The organism is Stenotrophomonas sp. SMYL89, assembly GCF_036319985.1.
GTDB lineage: Bacteria > Pseudomonadota > Gammaproteobacteria > Xanthomonadales > Xanthomonadaceae > Stenotrophomonas > Stenotrophomonas maltophilia_Q.
In genome coordinates, this window is record NZ_JAWIRW010000023.1 from 1 (window position 1) to 17,680 (window position 17,680).

Genomic DNA, 17,680 nt, shown 5'->3' on the forward strand with positions numbered 1-17,680 from the left:
CAACGGCTTTGACCGATGTGGAGGTCTTGCAGGCCTCTTTGGCGACCTGCAGTTTGAAACGCGCGTCGTATCTGTTCATGTATCCCTCGGGGTTGGATCTGGCGTCCAACTCCCGGGGGTCACTTCATGGACGGGTTTACGGCGTCCCCCTCAACCGGACCCACTCCGCCAACCTTCAGGAAACTGGCTTTTGCTCTGGCTCTGGCTTGAAGGCTTCGGCGGGTGCAGGGCGCAGCCCTGCCGAACCCCCCCCAACCCTTACTGCAGCAGGGAACGCAGCATCCAGGCGTACTTCTCGTGCGTCTGCAGGCGCTGGGTCATCAGATCCTCGGTCGGAGCGTCGTCACCCTTGGCCGCCACATCCAGCACTTCACGGGCCGTACGGCAGACCGCTTCGTTGGCGACCACCAACTGGCGTACCATTTCACGCCAGTCCGCACTGTCGGTCAGGCCCGGTTCCTCGGCGATCGAGGTCAGCGCAGCGAATTCCCGGTAGGAGCCCGGGGCATTGAAGCCCAGCGCGCGGATGCGCTCGGCCACGTCGTCCAGTGCCGCCCACTGCTCGGTGTACTGCGTCTCGAACATGGTGTGCAGCGAGTTGAACATCGACCCGGTCACATTCCAGTGGAAGTTGTGCGTCTTCAGGTAGAGCGTGAACGCATCAGCCTGGAAGCGCGACAGACCGTCGGCGATCTTCTTGCGGTCGCCCTGGGTGATCCCGATATCGATGTTCGGTGCCGACGGTGCCGCCGCCGCAAGCTTCTGCTTGCCGGTCTTGGCCTTGGTCGTGCTCTTGGTCTTCGCCATGGGGTTCCTCCTTGTGGAATCGTTGGCCTTCACAATAAACCGGTCGTGATGACTGGTCGCTTTCAAAGTTTTGAACGAACCGATTGATGAACTCTATCGATAAAAATCCATCGCCCCGCCTGCGCCAACAGCGCGCCGCCATCGACGGCGCCATGAGCCGCGACCGGGGCCGTTTGCTGGGGATGCTCTCGCGGTGCCAGGCCAAGCCACAGGATGCGGCGTTGGCCGCCACCTTCGAGCAGGCCTTGCAGGCGTCGGTGCAGCGCCGCAAGGTGCGGGCGCAACAGCAGCCGTCCATTACTCTGGACCCGCAGCTGCCGATTGCGCGTGAAGCCGACGCGATCATCGAGCTGATCCGCGATCATCAGGTGGTGGTGATCGCCGGTGAAACCGGCTCGGGCAAGACCACCCAGCTGCCGAAACTGTGCCTGGCCGCGGGTCGCGGCCAGGCCGGCATGATCGGCTGCACCCAGCCGCGACGGATTGCCGCACGTGCGGTGGCCAGCCGCGTGGCGCAGGAACTGCAGAGCGAACTGGGCCAGCTGGTCGGCTACCAGGTGCGCTTCAATGACAAGGTCAGCGAAGACAGCCGCATCAAGTTCATGACCGACGGCATCCTGCTGGCGGAGATCGCCAGCGACCGCTGGCTGTCGAACTACGACACGATCATCGTCGACGAGGCGCACGAACGCAGCCTCAACATCGACTTCCTGCTGGGCTACCTGAAGCAGCTGCTGCGCAAGCGCCCGGACCTGAAACTGATCGTCACCTCGGCCACGATCGACACCGAACGCTTCGCCCAGCATTTCGACAATGCGCCGGTGATCAGCGTGGAAGGGCGTACCTTCCCGGTCGAAGTGCGCTACCGCGCGCTGGAAGGCGAGGGCGAAGACCAGGGCGAACGCACGGTCAACGATGCCATCGTGTCGGCCATCGACGAGATCACCCGCCTGGATTCGCGCGGTGACGTGCTGATCTTCCTGCCGGGCGAACGCGAGATCCGCGATGCGCACCAGTCGCTGGAGCGACGCAAGTACCGCAATACCGAGGTGCTGCCGCTGTACGCGCGCCTGTCCAACCAGGACCAGGACCGGGTGTTCAACCCGGGGCCGAACCGGCGCATCGTGCTGGCCACCAACGTGGCCGAAACCTCGCTGACGGTGCCGCGCATCCACTACGTGGTCGATCCGGGCTTCGCCCGCGTCAAGCGCTACAGCCCGCGCAACAAGCTGGACCGCCTGCACATCGAGCCGATCTCGCAGGCCAGCGCCAACCAGCGCAAGGGCCGTTGCGGCCGTATCGCCGAGGGCATCTGCTACCGCCTGTACGCCGAGGCCGATTTCCAGGCGCGGCCAGAGTTCACCGATCCGGAAATCCGTCGCTCCAGCCTGGCTGGGGTGATCCTGCGCATGCTGCAGCTGGGCCTGGGCCGCATCGAGGAGTTCCCGTTCCTGGAAGCACCGGACGAGCGTGCCGTTGCCGACGGTTGGCAGCAGCTGACCGAGCTGGGCGCGATTGATGCCGAGCGGCGCATGACCACCATCGGCAAGCAGATGGCACGCCTGCCGGTGGACGTGAAGCTTGCGCGCATGCTGGTGGCCGCGCAGGCCGCCGGCTGCCTGCGGCCGATGCTGGTGATCGCCTCGTTCCTGGGCATCCAGGACCCGCGCGAGCGCCCGCCGGAGGCGCGGGGTGCGGCCGACAGCGCGCATGCGCAGTTCGCCGATGGCCGCTCCGAGTTCGTTGGCGTGCTGCGCCTGTGGGATGCCTACCGGCAGGCCCACGAAGACCTGACCCAGTCCAAGCTGCGCGACTGGTGTGGCCGCCATTTCCTCGGCTTCCTGCGCATGCGCGAGTGGCGCGAGCTGCATCGCCAGCTGCGCCTGCTGTGCGAGGAACTGGGCTGGAAGGAAGAGGCCAACGAGGCGTCGATGGCGCCGTTGCTGGCCGGCAGCAGCGCGCCGGCGCCAGCGCGTGATGACGCCGCCGCAGTGAAGGCCACCCGTGGCCAGTTGCATCGCGCGGCACGCCTGGCCCGCGAAGGCAAGGCCGAGGCCGCAACGGCCCCGGTGGCGGTGCGTGCGCAGAAGGAACAGGCGCCGGCTGGCGGCGGTTTCAGCGAGCGCGTGCGTGCCACTGCCTACCAGACCCTGCACCGTGCACTGGTGGCGGGCCTGCCGACGCAGATCGGTCACCGCACCGAGAAGGGCGATTTCCAGGCGCCACGCCAGCGTCGCTTCCTGCCGTTCCCGGGCTCGGCGCTGTCCAAGCGCCCGCCGCCGTGGCTGCTGGTGGCCAACCTGCTGGATACGCAGAAGGTGTGGGGCATGACCCTGGCCGCGATCGAGCCGGACTGGGTGATCGCCGAGCTGCCTCACCTGTTGCTGCGCAAGCACTTTGACCCGCACTGGTCGCGCGCGCAGGGCCAGGTGCTGGCGTCCGAGCAGATCAGCCTGTTCGGCCTGGTGTTGGCACCAAAGAAACCTGTGCACTACGGCCGCATCGAACCGGGCGAGGCGCATGACATTTTCGTGCGCCAGGCGCTGGTGACCGGCGAGATCAATACCCGCGCCAGTTTCGTGGCCGACAACCAGAAAGTTCTGGAGATCGCCCGCGAGGAAGAAGCGAAGCTGCGCCGCGCCGGCATCGTTGCCGACGAGGACTGGCAGGCACGCTGGTACCTGGACCGCGTACCGCCGCAGATCCATTCGGCCGCGGGCCTGGATTCCTGGTGGAAGGGGCTGGCGCTGGAACAGCGCAAGACCCTGCACTGGTCGCTGGCCGACCTGCTGCCCGGCGAAGGCAGCGAGCAGGAGCGCTACCCGAAGTACCTGGCGCTGGGCCAGGCGCGGTTGCCGTTGCACTACCGCTTCGAGCCGGGTGCAGACGACGACGGCGTGACCCTGGACGTGCCGCTGCACCTGCTCAATGCACTGGATCCGGTGCAGCTGGGCTGGCTGGCGCCGGGCTTCGTGGCCGACAAGGCCTCTGCACTGATCCGCAGCCTGCCCAAGGCAATGCGCCGCAACTATGTGCCGGCCCCGGATTTCGGACGCGCGTTCTTCGAGGCGTTCCCGCAGCCCAGCGCCGATGCCATCACCGGCGAGTTGGCGCGCTTCCTGTCACGCGCGACCGGCGCCACGGTGACCGCGCTCGATTTCGAGCCCGGTTCGATCGAGCCGCACCTGCACATGAACCTGCGGCTGCGCGACGAGCAGGGCAAGGTGCTGGCGACCTCGCGTGATCTGGACGCACTGCGCGCGACGTTCGGCGGTCGTGCGGGCGATGCCTTCGCTGCACGCGCCGGTCGCGAGATGGCGGCCGATGGACTGCGTACGTTCCCGGCCACGCCGGTTCCACTGCAGGTGCCCGGCGAAGCCGGTGTACCGGCCTATCCGGCGCTGCTGGACGAGGGTGACAGCGTAGCGCTGCGCATCTTCGCCGATCGGCAGCAGGCGCAGGAGGCTCATCCGCTGGGCGTGCGCCGCCTGCTGGAGATCGCCCTGGCCGAGAAGGTCAAGCAGGCACGCAAGCAGTTGCCGGTGGGCGCCAAGACCGGCCTGCTGTATGCCGCGATCGAATCACAGGAACGCCTGCGCGGCGACCTGGTCGATGCGGCGATGAACGCAGTGCTGGCCGAGGGCCTGGAAGACATCCGCGATGCGGCTGCCTTTGAGCATCGACGCGAGCATGCTGCCAAGGCCCTGTTCGGCGAGGCGATGTCGCGGCTTAAACTGGCCGAGTCCATCCTGGCGCTGGTGGCGGAACTGAAGCCGATGCTGGAGGCGCCGTTGATGGGCTGGGCGCGCGGCAACCTGGACGACATGGAGGCGCAGCTGGCCGGCTTGATCCATCCTGGCTTCCTGCGCGATACGCCGGCCGACGCGCTGGCGCAGTATCCGCGCTACCTGAAGGCGATGATCCTGCGCACCGAGCGTGCCAAGCGTGATCCGCCGCGTGATCAGGCGCGCATGCTGGAGCTGCACCCATTCCTGGAAGCGCTGGAGGTGGGCGAGCAGCAGGGCCTGCGCGATCGCCCGCAATGGCAGGCGCTGCGCTGGGATCTGGAAGAGCTGCGGGTGTCGCTGTTTGCGCAGGAGTTGGGCGCGCGCACCGGCATTTCGGCGAAGAAGCTGGCGCAGCGGGTGACCGCATTGCGCCAGGCGTAGCCCCCCTCCTGTAGAGCCGAGCCCATGCTCGGCTGCTTCCCGCGATGGATGATGACGGTGCATCGAAAAGCAGCCGAGCATGGGCTCGGCTCTACAGGTAAAGCCGCGGCGTTACTTGGAGCGGCGCACCTTGGGCTGGCTGTTCACGCCTTCCACCTTCATGTACCACACGCCCATCACGCCGGGCTTGATGCTGACCTTGGGTGATTGCTTGCGCACACCGACCACGCTGGTGCTGTCGGTCTGCTCCCATTCCTGGCCGTTGTCCAACACGTAGACACGGCCCTTGCCGAAGCCACGGAACTCGCCCTGCAGTACGCCGGTGATCGGCTCGCTGCTGCCGAAATCGAAGAAACCGCGGTTCTTCACGATCACTTCCTGGCGGCCCTGTTCGCGGGCTTCTTCGCGTACCGCCGCTACCGCCTGGGTCGTCGCCGCTTCGACCTTGCCCTGCAGCCAGCGGTTGAGCGTGGCCAGTTCCTGCGCGCTCAGCTTGTCCAGGCCGGCCGCCTTGAACTCGGTCGGAGACATCTGCTGCTGCAGGTCACCGTCCACCACGCGCTGGGCCAGCGCAGGCGCCGACAGGGACAGCAGCAGTGCGGCGCAGGCCAGCAGCCGTGGGCGGAAACGCGGGGCGATCGAGGGCATGGCGGAACTCTCCTGGGTTTGCCCGCGAGTGTAGCGGCATGTCTTCATGCCGGGTGATGGTGGCCGCGGTGATTGTCCCTGAACGGCGCCGGCGCTAGTGTAGGAACCTCTGTCTTGCCTGCTCGATGCTGTGAACCGCGCTTCTGTCCCCGGCCTGGATGCCTTGTTGAACCGTCCCTCCGCAGCGGTGCTGCCCGCTCCGCTGCGCCAGGCCCTGCGCGAGCACTGGGAAGCACCGGAGTGCGACCACCAGATGCGCGCCAGCTGGTCGGTGCTGGGCGATACCCTCGATGCGCTGTCGATGCTCTCGGCCGACGAAGGCGCGGTGGTCGCCGCGCTGTTGTTCGACCTGCCCGGCCTGCGTGCCAGCCTGGACCGGCTGCCGCTGGGCAACCACAAGGCGGCGGTGATCGGCCTGCTCGACGGCCAGGACGCCGCCGATCCGGTCTGGGCGCTGCATGCTGGCCGGGAGGCCGGGCGCAACAGCGAGGGCCTGCGCCGCCTGCTGCTGGCGATCATCCGCGACCTGCGCGTGGTGCCGATCCTGCTGGCCCGGCAGCTGGCGAGGATGCGCGCTGCCGACAAGCTGGACGACGAACAGCGCCGGGCGTTGGCCCAGCTGACCCGCGACATCCACGCGCCGCTGGCCAACCGGTTGGGCATCTGGCAGCTGAAGTGGGAACTGGAGGATCTGGCGTTCCGCCACCTGGAGCCGGAGACCTACCGCCGCATCGCGCGTGAAGTGGACGAAACCCGCGTGGCGCGCGAGCGTTACGTGCAGAACGTGAAGAAGCAGCTGTCGCGCGAGCTGGCCGCACAGGGCATCCATGCCGAAGTAAGTGGCCGCCCGAAGCACATCTACAGCATCTGGCGGAAGATGCAGAAGAAGCGGCTGGCGTTCGACCAGCTGTACGATATCCGCGCGGTGCGGGTGATGGTCGACGACGTCGCCGCCTGCTACGCCGCGCTGGGTGTGGTGCATGCGCTGTGGGCGCCGGTGCCGAGCGAGTTCGACGACTACATCGCACGCCCGAAGGCCAACGACTACCGTTCGCTGCACACCGCCGTGGTCGGTCCGGAAGGGCGCACGATCGAAGTGCAGATCCGCACCCACGAGATGCATTCGCAGGCTGAGCTGGGCGTGGCCGCGCACTGGAAGTACAAGGAAGGCGGCAAGGGCGCGGAAAAGTCGTTCGATCGCAAGATCACCTGGATGCGCCAGCTGCTGGAGCAGGCGCAGGACGGGCAGGGCAATGAGCTGGCCGGGGCACTCGACGCTGAGCTGACCGAGGACCGGGTCTATGCGCTCAGCCCGAAGGACGAGGTGCTGGACCTGCCACAGGGGGCCACGCCGCTCGATTTCGCCTACCAGGTACACACGATGGTGGGCCACCGCTGCCGTGGCGCCAAGGTCAACGGCCGCATCGTGCCGCTGACCTACCGCCTGCGCAGCGGCGACCGCGTCGAGATCCTCACCGGCAAGGAGGCCGATCCACGTCGCGACTGGCTGATGCCGGCGCTGGGCTTTCTGGCCAGCAACCGCTCGCGCGAAAAGGTGCGCAGCTGGTTCCACAAGCTGGACCGCGCGCGCAACGTGCAGGCCGGGCGCGAACTGCTCGAGCGCGAGCTGAAGCGCCTGGGGCTGCAGCATTCGGACCTGGCGGTGGCGGCGAAGAAGTTCCACGCCGACAGCGTTGATGACCTCTACATCCAGGTGGCGCTGGGCGATACCGGCCCGAACCAGGTCAGCCGTACCCTGCTGGAAGCAGAGCGCGCGGCCAGCCAGCCGGCCCCTGCGCCGACGCTTCCGCGCCCGACCGCCCGCCGCGAGAACCTGGGCAAGTCCAAGTTCACGGTGCAGGGCGTGGGCAACCTGCTGGTGCAGCTGGCGCGCTGCTGCCAGCCGGTGGCCGGCGAACCGATCGTCGGCTACCTCACCCGTAGCCGCGGTGTCACCGTGCACCGGGCAGACTGTGCCGCGCTGGCCCGGCTGGCGGCCACCAGCCCGCAGCGCATCCTGCCGGTGGAATGGGGCCAGGCCGGGGGCGGCTACGAGGTGGACGTGGTGGTCGATGCGGTCGACCGCCGCTGGCTGCTGAAGGACATCACCAACCTGATCGCCCAGGAAGACGCCTACGTGCTGGACATCCACAGTGACAACGTGCGCAACAGTGGCCGTGCCCATCTGCGCCTGCGGCTGAAGGTCAGCGACTACGGCCAGTTGTCGAACCTGCTGGGCAAGCTGGACGCGCTGCCGGGCGTGAGCGAGGCGCGTCGCCTCGGCTGAGCTTCACGCTGCCCCGGCTACCCTGCACGCATGGAACGCGAGCCTCCGCATCGCCCGCATGGCGCTGAACATCCTGCGCTGGATCGCGTCCGCCGCGAGGGCCGCTGGTGGTGGCTGCAGGCACGCCATGCACGGCGGGTCTGGCGCTGGGCGCTGGTCGCGGCGCTGGCGGTGTTCGTGCTGCTGGTGCTGCTGCGCAAGCCGCTGGCCGACTGGTTCTGGGACGAGCCGCAGATCGAACAGCTGCTGGTCGAAGGTGATCGTGCGCTCGCCGCCGGCCGGCTGAGTGCGGCTGACGGCAGTGGTGCGCGCGAGCGCTACCAGGCGGTGCTGGCACTGGATGGTGATCGGCCGCAGGCCCGCCAGGGCCTTGCACGAACCGCAGCGGCGGCCCTGCAGCAGGCCCGCGACAAGCTGCAGGGCGACGATCTTGAGGGCAGCGCGCAGTCACTGGCGCTGGCCCGCGAGCTGCAGGTGCCGCAGGGCGACGCCGACGCCGTTGCCCGGCAACTGCAGGCGCGGCGTAGTGCCGGCGCCGGTATCGGCGCGTTGCTGGCCCAAGCCCGCAACGCGTTCGCAGCCGGCCGGCTGGACGATGGCGACAGCAGTGCGTTGCCGCTGTTCCAGCGCATCCTGGCACTGCAGCCGGACAACCTGCCTGCACTGGAGGGTCGCGAGGACGCACTGAGCGATCTGCTGCAGCACGCGCGCACGCTGGCCGGACGCGGGGAACTGGCTGAAGCCGCTGCGACGTTGCAGCGCGCGCGACTGTTCGACGCAGGCCACGCCGATCTGCCCGCCAGCCAGGAGGCGCTGGCACGGGCGGTCGATGAGCGCTTGCGGCAGGCGCAGCGCGCACTGCAGCGACAGCAGCTGGAGAGTGCCGCAAAGGGGTTCCTGGCCGTGCTGGCGGTGGCGCCGGATGATCCCACTGCCCAGCGGGGCCGCGAGCAGGTGCTGCAGGCGGTACTGGCGCGAAGCCAGGTCCAGGCCGACGATTTCCAGTTCGAGGCGGCGCAGCGTGATGCCGCGCTGGCGGAAGCACTGAGCGCTTCGCTGGCGGCACAACAGCAACTGGCGCAGCGCCTGCAGCGTGCACGGCAGGCCCGGGAGGCACTGCAGCAGCCCGCAGTGAGCAACGCGCAGCGTGAACGCGAGCTGCGCGATCACCTGCGCCGGATCGAACGCGCAGAGCGCGCAGGCCAGTGGATCAGCCCGCCGGGACACAGCGCATTTGATGCCCTGCGCGAAGCTCAGGCGCTGGCACCGCGCGATTCACGGGTGAAGGCCGCTGCCGCGCGCCTGTTGCCTGCCAGTCGCCGTTGCTTCGACGACAACCTGCGGCAGAACCGGGTGCAGGCTGCAGGTGCCTGCCTGCAGGCCTGGCAGACGCTGGCTCCCACTGCCGGGGGCCTGCCCGCGGCCCGCCAGCGCCTCGCCCAGCGTTGGCTGGCGATCGGCAGCGAGCGACTGGGCAATGGCGATGTTGCCTTTGCCGAACGTGCGCTCCAGCAGGCGGGCGAACTTGGCGTTGGCACTTCCAGCAGCGAGTACCAGCAGCTGCGGCAGCGCCTGCGCGACATCGGGGTGTCGTCGCCCTGAGCCCGCCACTGCCGCAGGGACCGCTATAGTAGCTCCCCTCGCAACATCCCCACGGAGTGCCGATGACCGTCCTTGTTTCCGGAGCCACCAGCCAGATCGGCCGGTTCCTGCTGCCACGCCTGGTGCAGGCGCATGGGCGGGTACAGGCAGTGAGCCGGCAACCGCAACCGGTACAGGACGGCGTGCAGTGGCTGTGCGGGGACCTGGCGGCTGCGCTGGACAGCGTGCCGTCTCCGGACTGGCAGGCCATCGCCAGCTTCGGCCCCCTTGAAGCATTGGCGCAGTGGTTGTCGCGGCAGACGGCAGCTCCGGCGCGGCAGGTCATCGCCACCAGTTCGATGAGCGTGTTGAGCAAGCAGAATTCCGAGCAGGCCGATGAGCAGGACGTCGTGGCGATGCTGCAGCGGGGCGAAGCGGGCTTGATCGCACAGGCCGAGCGACTTGGCATGGCGTGGACGATCCTGCGGCCAACCCTGATCTATGGGGCCGGCATCGACCGCAGCATCACCCCGATCGTGCAGCGTGCACTGCGTCTGCGCCTGTTTCCTATACCGCTGGTGGGAGGCCTGCGCCAACCGGTGCATGCCGACGATATCGCCCGCGCCGTGGTGGCCTGCATCGCCACCGGAGCAGCGTCGGCGCGCGTGCTGGAAATCGGCGGTGGCGAGCGCCTGCCGTACCACGTGATGTTCCGCCGCGTGCACGCCAGCCTGGCACAGCCAACATTGGCGCTGCCGTTGCCGGGCGGTGCACTGCGAGGCCTCGCTGCGGTGCTGCCGCGAGCGCGTGGTCCGGTGTCACGCCTGCAGCAGGATCTGATTGCGGACAACGGCCCGCTTCAGGCGCTGCTGGGCGTACATCCGCGGCCGTTCCAGCCTGACGCGAACACATGGCGACCGATGAGCGCGGCCCAGGCCCTGCAGCGGATCGCTGCGTATCCCGGCAACGGCTAGCCAGCCACCGTATCCATCCGCCAAGTGGGGGCTCTGCTACCATCCCCCGGCCCCTGTTTCCGCGAGTACGTTCGATGCCTGACGCGCCATCCCGATCGGCCCCTGCCGAGCGCATTGGCGTCGCGCTGTGCACCTACAACGGTGCGCGCTACCTGCAGGCGCAGCTGGACAGCATCCTGGACCAGGATCTTCCGGTGAACGAAGTCATGATCGGCGATGACGGTTCCAGCGACCAGACGCTACCGCTGCTGCGGGCCTTCGTACCGCGCGCACAGGCGCTGGGCATCCGTGTCGAGATCGTCCAGCACGCGCGCAATCTCGGCTATGTGCGCAATTTCGCCGACGCACTGATGCGTTGCCAGGCCGACATCCTGTTCCTTTGCGACCAGGATGATGTCTGGCATCCGGGGCGTGTCCGCAGCTACGTGGAGCGCTTCCACGCCGACCCGGGCCTGTTGCTGCTGCACAGCGATGCGCGGCTGGTGGACGCGCAGGGCGCGCCGCTGGGCCACCAGCTGCTGGAGGTACTGGTGGTCCATCCGGCCGAGGTCGAGCTGGAACGCTCGGGCCTTGCGATCGACGCGATCCTGCTGCGCAACTTCATCACCGGTGCCACCTGTGCGCTGCGCCGTAGGCTGCTGGCCGAATCGCTGCCGGTCCCGCCGGGCTGGAGCCACGACGAATGGTTGGCGGTCCACGCATCGCTGCGTGGAGGATTGGACATGCTGGCCGAACCGACCATCGACTACCGGCAGCATGGCAACAACCAGATCGGAGCCAGTCGCCGCGGTTTCCTGCAACGCCTGCGCCATCTCGATCTGTTCGATTCGCAGGCACGCCAGCGCACTGCCGGGCGCCTGCTTGCCCTGGCCGATCTGCTGGGGCAGCGCGGCGTAGTGGTGGCGCCGGAGCGCTTCCAGGGACTTCACGCGCTCGCCTGGCGCATGGCCTGGTCGCGACTGCAGCTGTATCGCCGCGCGGACGTGCCGGCAGGCTGGATCGCCCATGATGCGCCGCGGCTGATCGCACGCCTGGCCAACGTCTGCCTGGCGGGGGGCGGCTGGAAAGGGGGCTGGGCGGCGCTTGCGGGCGCCTGGGCCGGGTGGCGGGTGCCGCGCGCTGCTTGAACTGCAGTGAAACCGCGGGCCATCGCCTGCCAGCCACCGCGGCGCCTGCGTTAGACTCGCCAGACCCTACCTGCCTGCATCCCCGTGCCCCGACGCTACGATTCCGACGACATCGACGATTTCGACGACGACCAGCAGGACGACAGCCCGCTGTGGCGGCGTCGCCTGATCACCTGGAGCATGGCTGCGGTCGCGTTGGGATTGGGCTTCCTGATCCCTTATACGCTGTACCTGAACCAACAGGTGACCCAGCGCTTCGGCGAACTTCGCTGGCAGATTCCGACCCGGGTGTACGCCCGCCCGCTGGTGCTCACGCCGGGCAAGGCGATGGACGCGGCGACCCTGAAGACCGAGCTCGCCGCATCCGCCTACCGCGATGACGGGCAGGGCAAGGAGCCGGCCACCTATGCGGTGAACGGCGGGCGCTTCGTCATTTCCAGCCGTGGCTACAACGATGTGGATGGCCGCGTCGCACCGCGCCGGCTGGAACTGTCGCTGGCCGACGGTGCGGTCGCCTCGCTGCGTGACGCCGACAACCGCAAGGCGCTGAAGGCTGCGCGCCTGGACCCGGCACGTATTGCCACCCTGTACGGGCAGAAGCAGGAAGAACGCCGCCTGATCCGCATGGACGAGGCGCCGGACCTGCTGGTGACCGGCCTGCAGGCGGTGGAGGACAAGGACTTCAACCGCCACCACGGCATCGATCTGTCCGGCATTGCGCGCGCGGTGTGGGTGACGATCCGCTCCGGTGGCCAGAGTCGCCAGGGTGCTTCCACGTTGACCCAGCAGCTGGCTCGCAGCGGTCTGCTCGGGATCGGCAAGGAACAGACGGTCACCCGCAAATTCAACGAAGTGCTGTACGCGCTGATCATGGAAGCGCGCTACGACAAGCGCACCATTTTCGAGGCCTATCTCAACCAGGTGTACCTGGGCCAGCGTGGCAGCCAGGCCATCCACGGCATGTCTTCCGGCGCCGAGTTCTGGTTCGGCCGTGACCTGCAGTCGCTGGAAACCGAGCAGATCGCGCTGCTGATCGGCCTGGTCAAGGGCCCGTCCTTCTACGACCCGCGGCGCAATCCGGAACGCGCGCTGGATCGCCGCAATTTCGTGCTGGGCAAGCTGCACGAGGCGACGCTGATCGACGATGCCGAGTACCAGCGTGCGCTGAAAGCGCCGCTGGGCGTGCCCAAGACGCCAGGCCTGGTGGCGGCCAACCGCTTCCCGGCCTATGTGGACCTGGTTCGCCGCCAGCTCGGCCATGACTATCCGGAATCGGCGCTGCAGGGCGCCGGGCTGAGCGTGATGACCGGCATGTCGCCGTCCGCGCAGGCCTATGCCGAAGGCGCGGTGACCCGCACCATCAAGTCGCTGGAAAGCAAGCGCCGTCCCGAACTGCAGGCCGGCATGGTGCTGACCGACGTGCACAACGGTGACGTGCTGGCGGTGATCGGCAGCCGTGAAGTGTCCGAGGTGGGCTTCAACCGCGCGATCGAAGCACAGCGCCCGGTCGGCTCGCTGCTGAAGCCGTTCGTCTACCTGCTGGCGCTGGCGCAGCCGGATCGTTACTCGCTGGCCAGCTGGGTCGATGATTCACCGGTGACCGTGCAGCTCGGCCGCGGCCGCAACTGGAACCCCGGCAACGCGGACAACCGCAGCCACGGTACGGTGCGCCTGATCGATGCGTTGGCGCACTCCTACAACCAGGCCACGGTGCGCGTGGGCATGCAGGTCGGTCCCGAGCGCGTGACCCAGCTGATCCATGTGCTGGCGGGCATCAAGGCTGAGGCCAACCCTGCAGTGATCCTCGGCTCGACCGACCAGAGCCCGTACGCGATGGCGCAGCTGTACCAGTTCCTGGCGTCCGGTGGCGAGATCCAGCCGCTGCACGCGGTGCGTGGTGTGCTCGATCCGCAGGGCAAGCTGCTCAAGCGTTACGACAAGACCCCGGCACCGGCGCAGGAGGGCGACTCGATTGCCGCCAACCTGATCAGCGTGGGCCTGCAGCAGGTGGTTGCCAGCGGTACCGCGCAGCGCCTCAACGCCGATGGCCTCAGCCGCCTGCAGCCCGCCGGCAAGACCGGTACCACCAACGATGGTCGCGACAGCTGGTATGCCGGTTACACCGGCGATCACCTGGCGGTGATCTGGATCGGCAACGACCAGAACGAGCAGGCCGGACTGTATGGCGCCACCGGCGCGATGCGGGTCTGGTCGGGCATCTTCCAGCGCCTTCCCAGTGCGCCGCTGCGGGTCAGCAACAAGGGCCTGGATTGGCAGTCGGTGGCCGCCACCGGCCTCAACACCACCGACGAGGGCTGTCCGGGAGCGCGTCGCTTCCCGTTCGTGGTCGGCTATGCGCCGGCCTATGCGCCCTGCGCACCGGCGGTATCGCCGGACGGGCAGGGCGAGGCCGAAGGCGAGGGCGGTGGCTGGCGCAGCTGGTTCGGCCTGGACCGCAAGCCGGATGCCCCTGCCGAACCTGCCGCGGCGCCTGCCGCTGCCACTCCTCCTCCGAGCCGATGATGCCGATGAACATGCGATCCCTGCTGCAGCCCCTGGCCTTGACCGGCCTCAGCTTGGTCCTGGCCGCCTGCGTGACCAGTGCGCCGCCGGTGGTCAAGCCGGTCGATACCACGACGCCGGCGCAGCGCCTGGCGGCAGTGGACGCCGCCGCTGGCCCGGACGACAAGGAGCTGTCGGTGCAGCCGCTGCGTGATTCGCAGGTGGAAGACCTGCGGGTGACCGCGCAGGCGCAACGCCAGGCCAACGATCTGGCCGGTGCCGCCAGCAGCCTGGACCATGCACTGGAGATCGTCGCTGGCGATCCGGCGGTGCTGCAGGAGCGTGCCGAGCTGGCGCTGCTGCAGGGGCAGTGGGCGCAGGCGGAGACGTTCGCACGCAAGGCGGTCGACCTGGGCTCGAAGACGGGGCCGCTGTGCCGCCGGCACTGGGCGACGATCGAGCAGTCGCGCCTGGCACGGGGCGAGAAGGAGAATGCGGTGTCGGCGCATGCGCAGCTGGAAGGCTGCACTGTGCCTGGGATCAAGCGGTACTAGGTTTCCTGCCAACGGCGCAGCCCCTCGTGGCTGGCTGTTTGGCCGCGTGAAGCAAAAGCCGCGCTTGGCCGGGCGGGGTGGGTTCACGGCGTCCCCGCAAACCCACAGTCCCCCGCCAACCCTCAGTACAACCCAGAGCCATGAACAACGCTCTTGTTCTTGCTGTTGCTCTGGCTTGAAACGGGTGCCGGGCAGCGCCCGGCCGGGTATCCTTTCCCTCTGATGTCCGACCTTGTCCATGCCAGCCGCGAAGCCCTCAGCGACGGCGGCGCGCTCGCCTCGCACCTGGACGCCTTCGTCCCGCGCCCGGCCCAGCTGCGCCTGACCGAAGCCATCGCCGATGCGATGCAGCAGCGTGATCTGCTGCTGGCCGAGGCCGGTACCGGCACCGGCAAGACCTTCGCCTATCTGGTGCCGGTGCTGCTGTCGGGGTTGCGCACCATCATCTCCACCGGTACTCGCGCGCTGCAGGACCAGCTCTACCACCGCGATCTGCCGCGCGTGCGCCAGGCGCTCGGTGTCGGCCTGCGCAGCGCGCTGTTGAAGGGACGTTCGAACTACCTGTGCCGTTACCGTCTGCAGCAGGCACGCGGCGAGCCGCGGTTCTCCAGCCGTGAACAAGCGGCGCAGTTCCAGCGCATCCTGGCCTGGTCCGGTCGCTCGGAGTTCGGCGACGTCGCCGAGCTCGACGGGCTGGCCGACGATTCACCGCTGCTGCCGATGGTCACCTCCACTGTCGACAACTGCCTGGGCACCGATTGCCCGTTCTGGGACGACTGCTTCGTGGTGCGTGCGCGACAGCGCGCACAGGCCGCCGACGTGGTGGTGGTCAACCATCACCTGCTGCTGGCCGACCTGGCGTTGAAGCAGGACGGTTTCGGTGAACTGCTGCCGGGTGCGCAGGCCTTCGTCATCGACGAGGCGCACCAGTTGCCCGAGCTGGCTGCGCAGTTCTTCGGCGAAGGCTTTGGCATGCGCCCGTGGCAGGAACTGGGTCGCGACTGCCTGGCCGAAGCGCGTGGCGTAGGAGGGGCGCAGTCGGCGTTGCAGGAACCGGTCGACCAGTTGCAGCAGTCGCTGTTGGCGTTGCGCTCGTCGATGGGAGGGCTGCCGCCGCGTGGCACGCAATGGCGAGCGCTGGCGATGCCACAGGTGCGCGACGGATTCGACATGGTGATGGCAGCCTTGGTGGCGCTGGAACAGGCGCTGCAGCCGCTGCGCGAAGCGGCGGCGGGCCTGGATGCCTGCCATGCCCGGGCGCGCGAGGCGGTCTCGCGGCTCAGTCGCTGGCTGGGCGATGATGAGCCCACCCTCGATTTCGATACCGATCCGGTGGAGACCGCCAGCGCCGCCGATGTGCTCTGGTACGAACTCACGCCGCGTGGTTTCCGCTGCCAGCGCACGCCGATGGATGTGTCCGGCCCGTTGCGCGAGCATCGCGAACGCAGCCGCGCCGCATGGATCTTCACCTCGGCGACGCTGACCGTCGGTGGCGGATTCGATCACATCGCCACGCGCCTGGGCCTGGACGATCCACATACGCTGGTTCAGCCAAGCCCCTTCAATTGGCCCGAGCAGGCGTTGTGCTACCTGCCCGAAGGCCTGCCTGATCCGGCCGCGCGTGGTTTCGGAACCGCGCTCATCCAGACCCTGCGGCCGGTGCTGCAGGCCTCGCAGGGCAGGGCGTTCCTGCTGTTCGCTTCGCATCGTGCCCTGCGTGAGGCTGCCGAGGCACTGCGCGACGGTCCATGGCCGTTGTTCGTGCAGGGTGAGGCACCGCGCGCGACGCTGCTGCAGCGCTTCCGCGAATCGGGCAATGGCGTGCTGCTGGGCTCGGCCAGTTTCCGCGAGGGCGTGGACGTGGTCGGCGAAGCGCTGAGCGTGGTGATGATCGACAAGCTGCCCTTTGCCGCCCCGGACGACCCGGTCTACGAGGCGCGGCTGGAGGCGATCCGCAGCCAGGGCGGCAACCCGTTCCGTGATGAACAGCTGCCGCAGGCGGTGATCGCATTGAAGCAGGGGGTCGGCCGCCTGATCCGCAGCGAGAGCGACCGCGGCGTGCTGGTGCTGTGCGACCCGCGCCTGCTCAACCGGGGTTACGGCCGGGTTTTCCTCGATTCACTGCCACCGTTCCGCCGTACCCGCAGCCTGGCCGATGTGCAGGCCTTCTTTACGCCACAATGGGCGCCCGTGGCCGATGATGCCGTTCCAGCCACCGCCCCTCCGGTGGGCCCGGAACCGGCGCCCGGCGCCACGTTTCCCCTGTTCTGACCTGATCCGATGAAACTGCTCGCCTTTGAAACCGCCACCGAAGCCTGTTCCGTTGCCCTGCATGTCGATGGGCAGGTGCTGGAACGCTTCGAGATTGCCCCGCGCCGGCATGCCGAACTGAGCCTGCCGTGGGCCGAGGCACTGCTGGCCGAGGCCGGCATCAGCCGTCGCCAGCTGGACGGCATCGCGCTCAGCCGCGGTCCTGGTGCTTTCACCGGCGTGCGCCTGGCGATCGCCATCGCGCAGGGCATCGCACTGGCGCTGGATCGTCCGCTGCTGCCGGTCTCGACGCTGCAGGTGCTGGCGCTGCGGGCACCAGCGGAAGAAACGCAGATCCTGTCGGCGATCGACGCACGGATGGGGGAGTTGTACGTTGCGCGCTTCGAGCGTGTTGACGGCCTGCCGGTCGCGCGCGATGGCGAGCGCGTGTGCGCACCCACTGCGGTGGCGTTGCCGGAAGGTTTGTCGGCCTACGGCGTCGGCACTGGCTTTGGCGCGGCCGACGGCGCGCTGGTGGCGGAGTTGGCCAGCGGCCTTCGCGGATTCGATGCCACGGCATTGCCGCGGGCGTCGGACGTGCTGGCACTGGCGGTGCCGGCCTTCGCGCGTGGCGAGGCGATTGCGCCGGAAAAGGTCGAGCCCGCGTACCTGCGTGACAACGTGGCACTGACCCTGGTGGAGCAGCAGGCCGCGCGCGAGGCGAAGGCGAAGGCCAACGGCTGAGCCCCTCGTGGCGGGGGTGGTTGGTCGTGTAAATCAA

At 68.4% G+C, this 17,680-nt stretch carries 11 protein-coding genes; 9 read left to right on the plus strand and 2 right to left on the minus strand.

The window, feature by feature from the left end; all coding sequences use genetic code 11:
• Positions 1-258: 258 nt before the first annotated feature.
• Positions 259-807 carry a Dps family protein gene (locus V3B41_RS18680; RefSeq protein WP_006439098.1) on the minus strand — a complete coding sequence of 183 codons (549 nt, stop codon included), beginning with the start codon at positions 805-807 and terminating at the stop codon, positions 259-261.
• A gap of 86 nt (positions 808-893) precedes the next feature.
• Between V3B41_RS18680 and hrpA the strand changes: the two genes are divergently transcribed.
• On the plus strand, positions 894-4,976 hold the full coding sequence (hrpA, locus tag V3B41_RS18685; RefSeq protein ID WP_329861774.1) for an ATP-dependent RNA helicase HrpA: 4,083 nt from the start codon (positions 894-896) through the stop codon (positions 4,974-4,976).
• A gap of 111 nt (positions 4,977-5,087) precedes the next feature.
• Here hrpA and V3B41_RS18690 read toward each other — a convergent pair whose 3' ends face one another.
• The gene (locus V3B41_RS18690) at positions 5,088-5,624 is read right to left on the minus strand and encodes a hypothetical protein (protein ID WP_005410728.1); all 537 of its coding nucleotides are present in this window, start codon (positions 5,622-5,624) and stop codon (positions 5,088-5,090) included.
• A gap of 130 nt (positions 5,625-5,754) precedes the next feature.
• Here V3B41_RS18690 and V3B41_RS18695 point away from each other — a divergent pair, with 130 nt between their 5' ends.
• The 8 genes from V3B41_RS18695 to tsaB all read left to right on the plus strand — a co-directional run bounded on the left by V3B41_RS18695 (position 5,755) and on the right by tsaB (position 17,643).
• Entirely contained in the window at positions 5,755-7,911 is a 2,157-nt protein-coding gene (locus V3B41_RS18695; RefSeq protein ID WP_197620742.1) for a bifunctional (p)ppGpp synthetase/guanosine-3',5'-bis(diphosphate) 3'-pyrophosphohydrolase, read from the plus strand.
• Between the two features lie 30 nt (positions 7,912-7,941).
• Entirely contained in the window at positions 7,942-9,513 is a 1,572-nt protein-coding gene (locus V3B41_RS18700; RefSeq protein ID WP_100443657.1) for a hypothetical protein, read from the plus strand.
• A 62-nt stretch (positions 9,514-9,575) separates the two neighbouring features.
• Positions 9,576-10,466, plus strand: coding sequence for an NAD-dependent epimerase/dehydratase family protein (locus V3B41_RS18705; RefSeq protein ID WP_329861775.1), 891 nt, complete (start codon positions 9,576-9,578; stop codon positions 10,464-10,466).
• 74 nt (positions 10,467-10,540) lie between these two features.
• Positions 10,541-11,593, plus strand: a complete 1,053-nt coding sequence (locus V3B41_RS18710; RefSeq protein WP_329861776.1) for a glycosyltransferase family 2 protein — start codon at positions 10,541-10,543, stop codon at positions 11,591-11,593.
• 84 nt (positions 11,594-11,677) lie between these two features.
• Positions 11,678-14,116, plus strand: a complete 2,439-nt coding sequence (gene mrcB, locus V3B41_RS18715; RefSeq protein ID WP_295548337.1) for a penicillin-binding protein 1B — start codon at positions 11,678-11,680, stop codon at positions 14,114-14,116.
• A complete protein-coding gene (locus V3B41_RS18720; protein WP_295548345.1) occupies positions 14,113-14,649 on the plus strand; it encodes a hypothetical protein in 537 nt (178 codons plus the stop codon). The genes mrcB and V3B41_RS18720 overlap by 4 nt, the downstream gene beginning before the upstream one ends.
• Positions 14,650-14,871: 222 nt before the next feature.
• Positions 14,872-16,920, plus strand: a complete 2,049-nt coding sequence (locus tag V3B41_RS18725) for an ATP-dependent DNA helicase (RefSeq protein WP_197620575.1) — start codon at positions 14,872-14,874, stop codon at positions 16,918-16,920.
• Between the two features lie 9 nt (positions 16,921-16,929).
• Entirely contained in the window at positions 16,930-17,643 is a 714-nt protein-coding gene (tsaB, locus tag V3B41_RS18730; protein WP_049427805.1) for a tRNA (adenosine(37)-N6)-threonylcarbamoyltransferase complex dimerization subunit type 1 TsaB, read from the plus strand.
• Positions 17,644-17,680 lie beyond the last annotated feature (37 nt).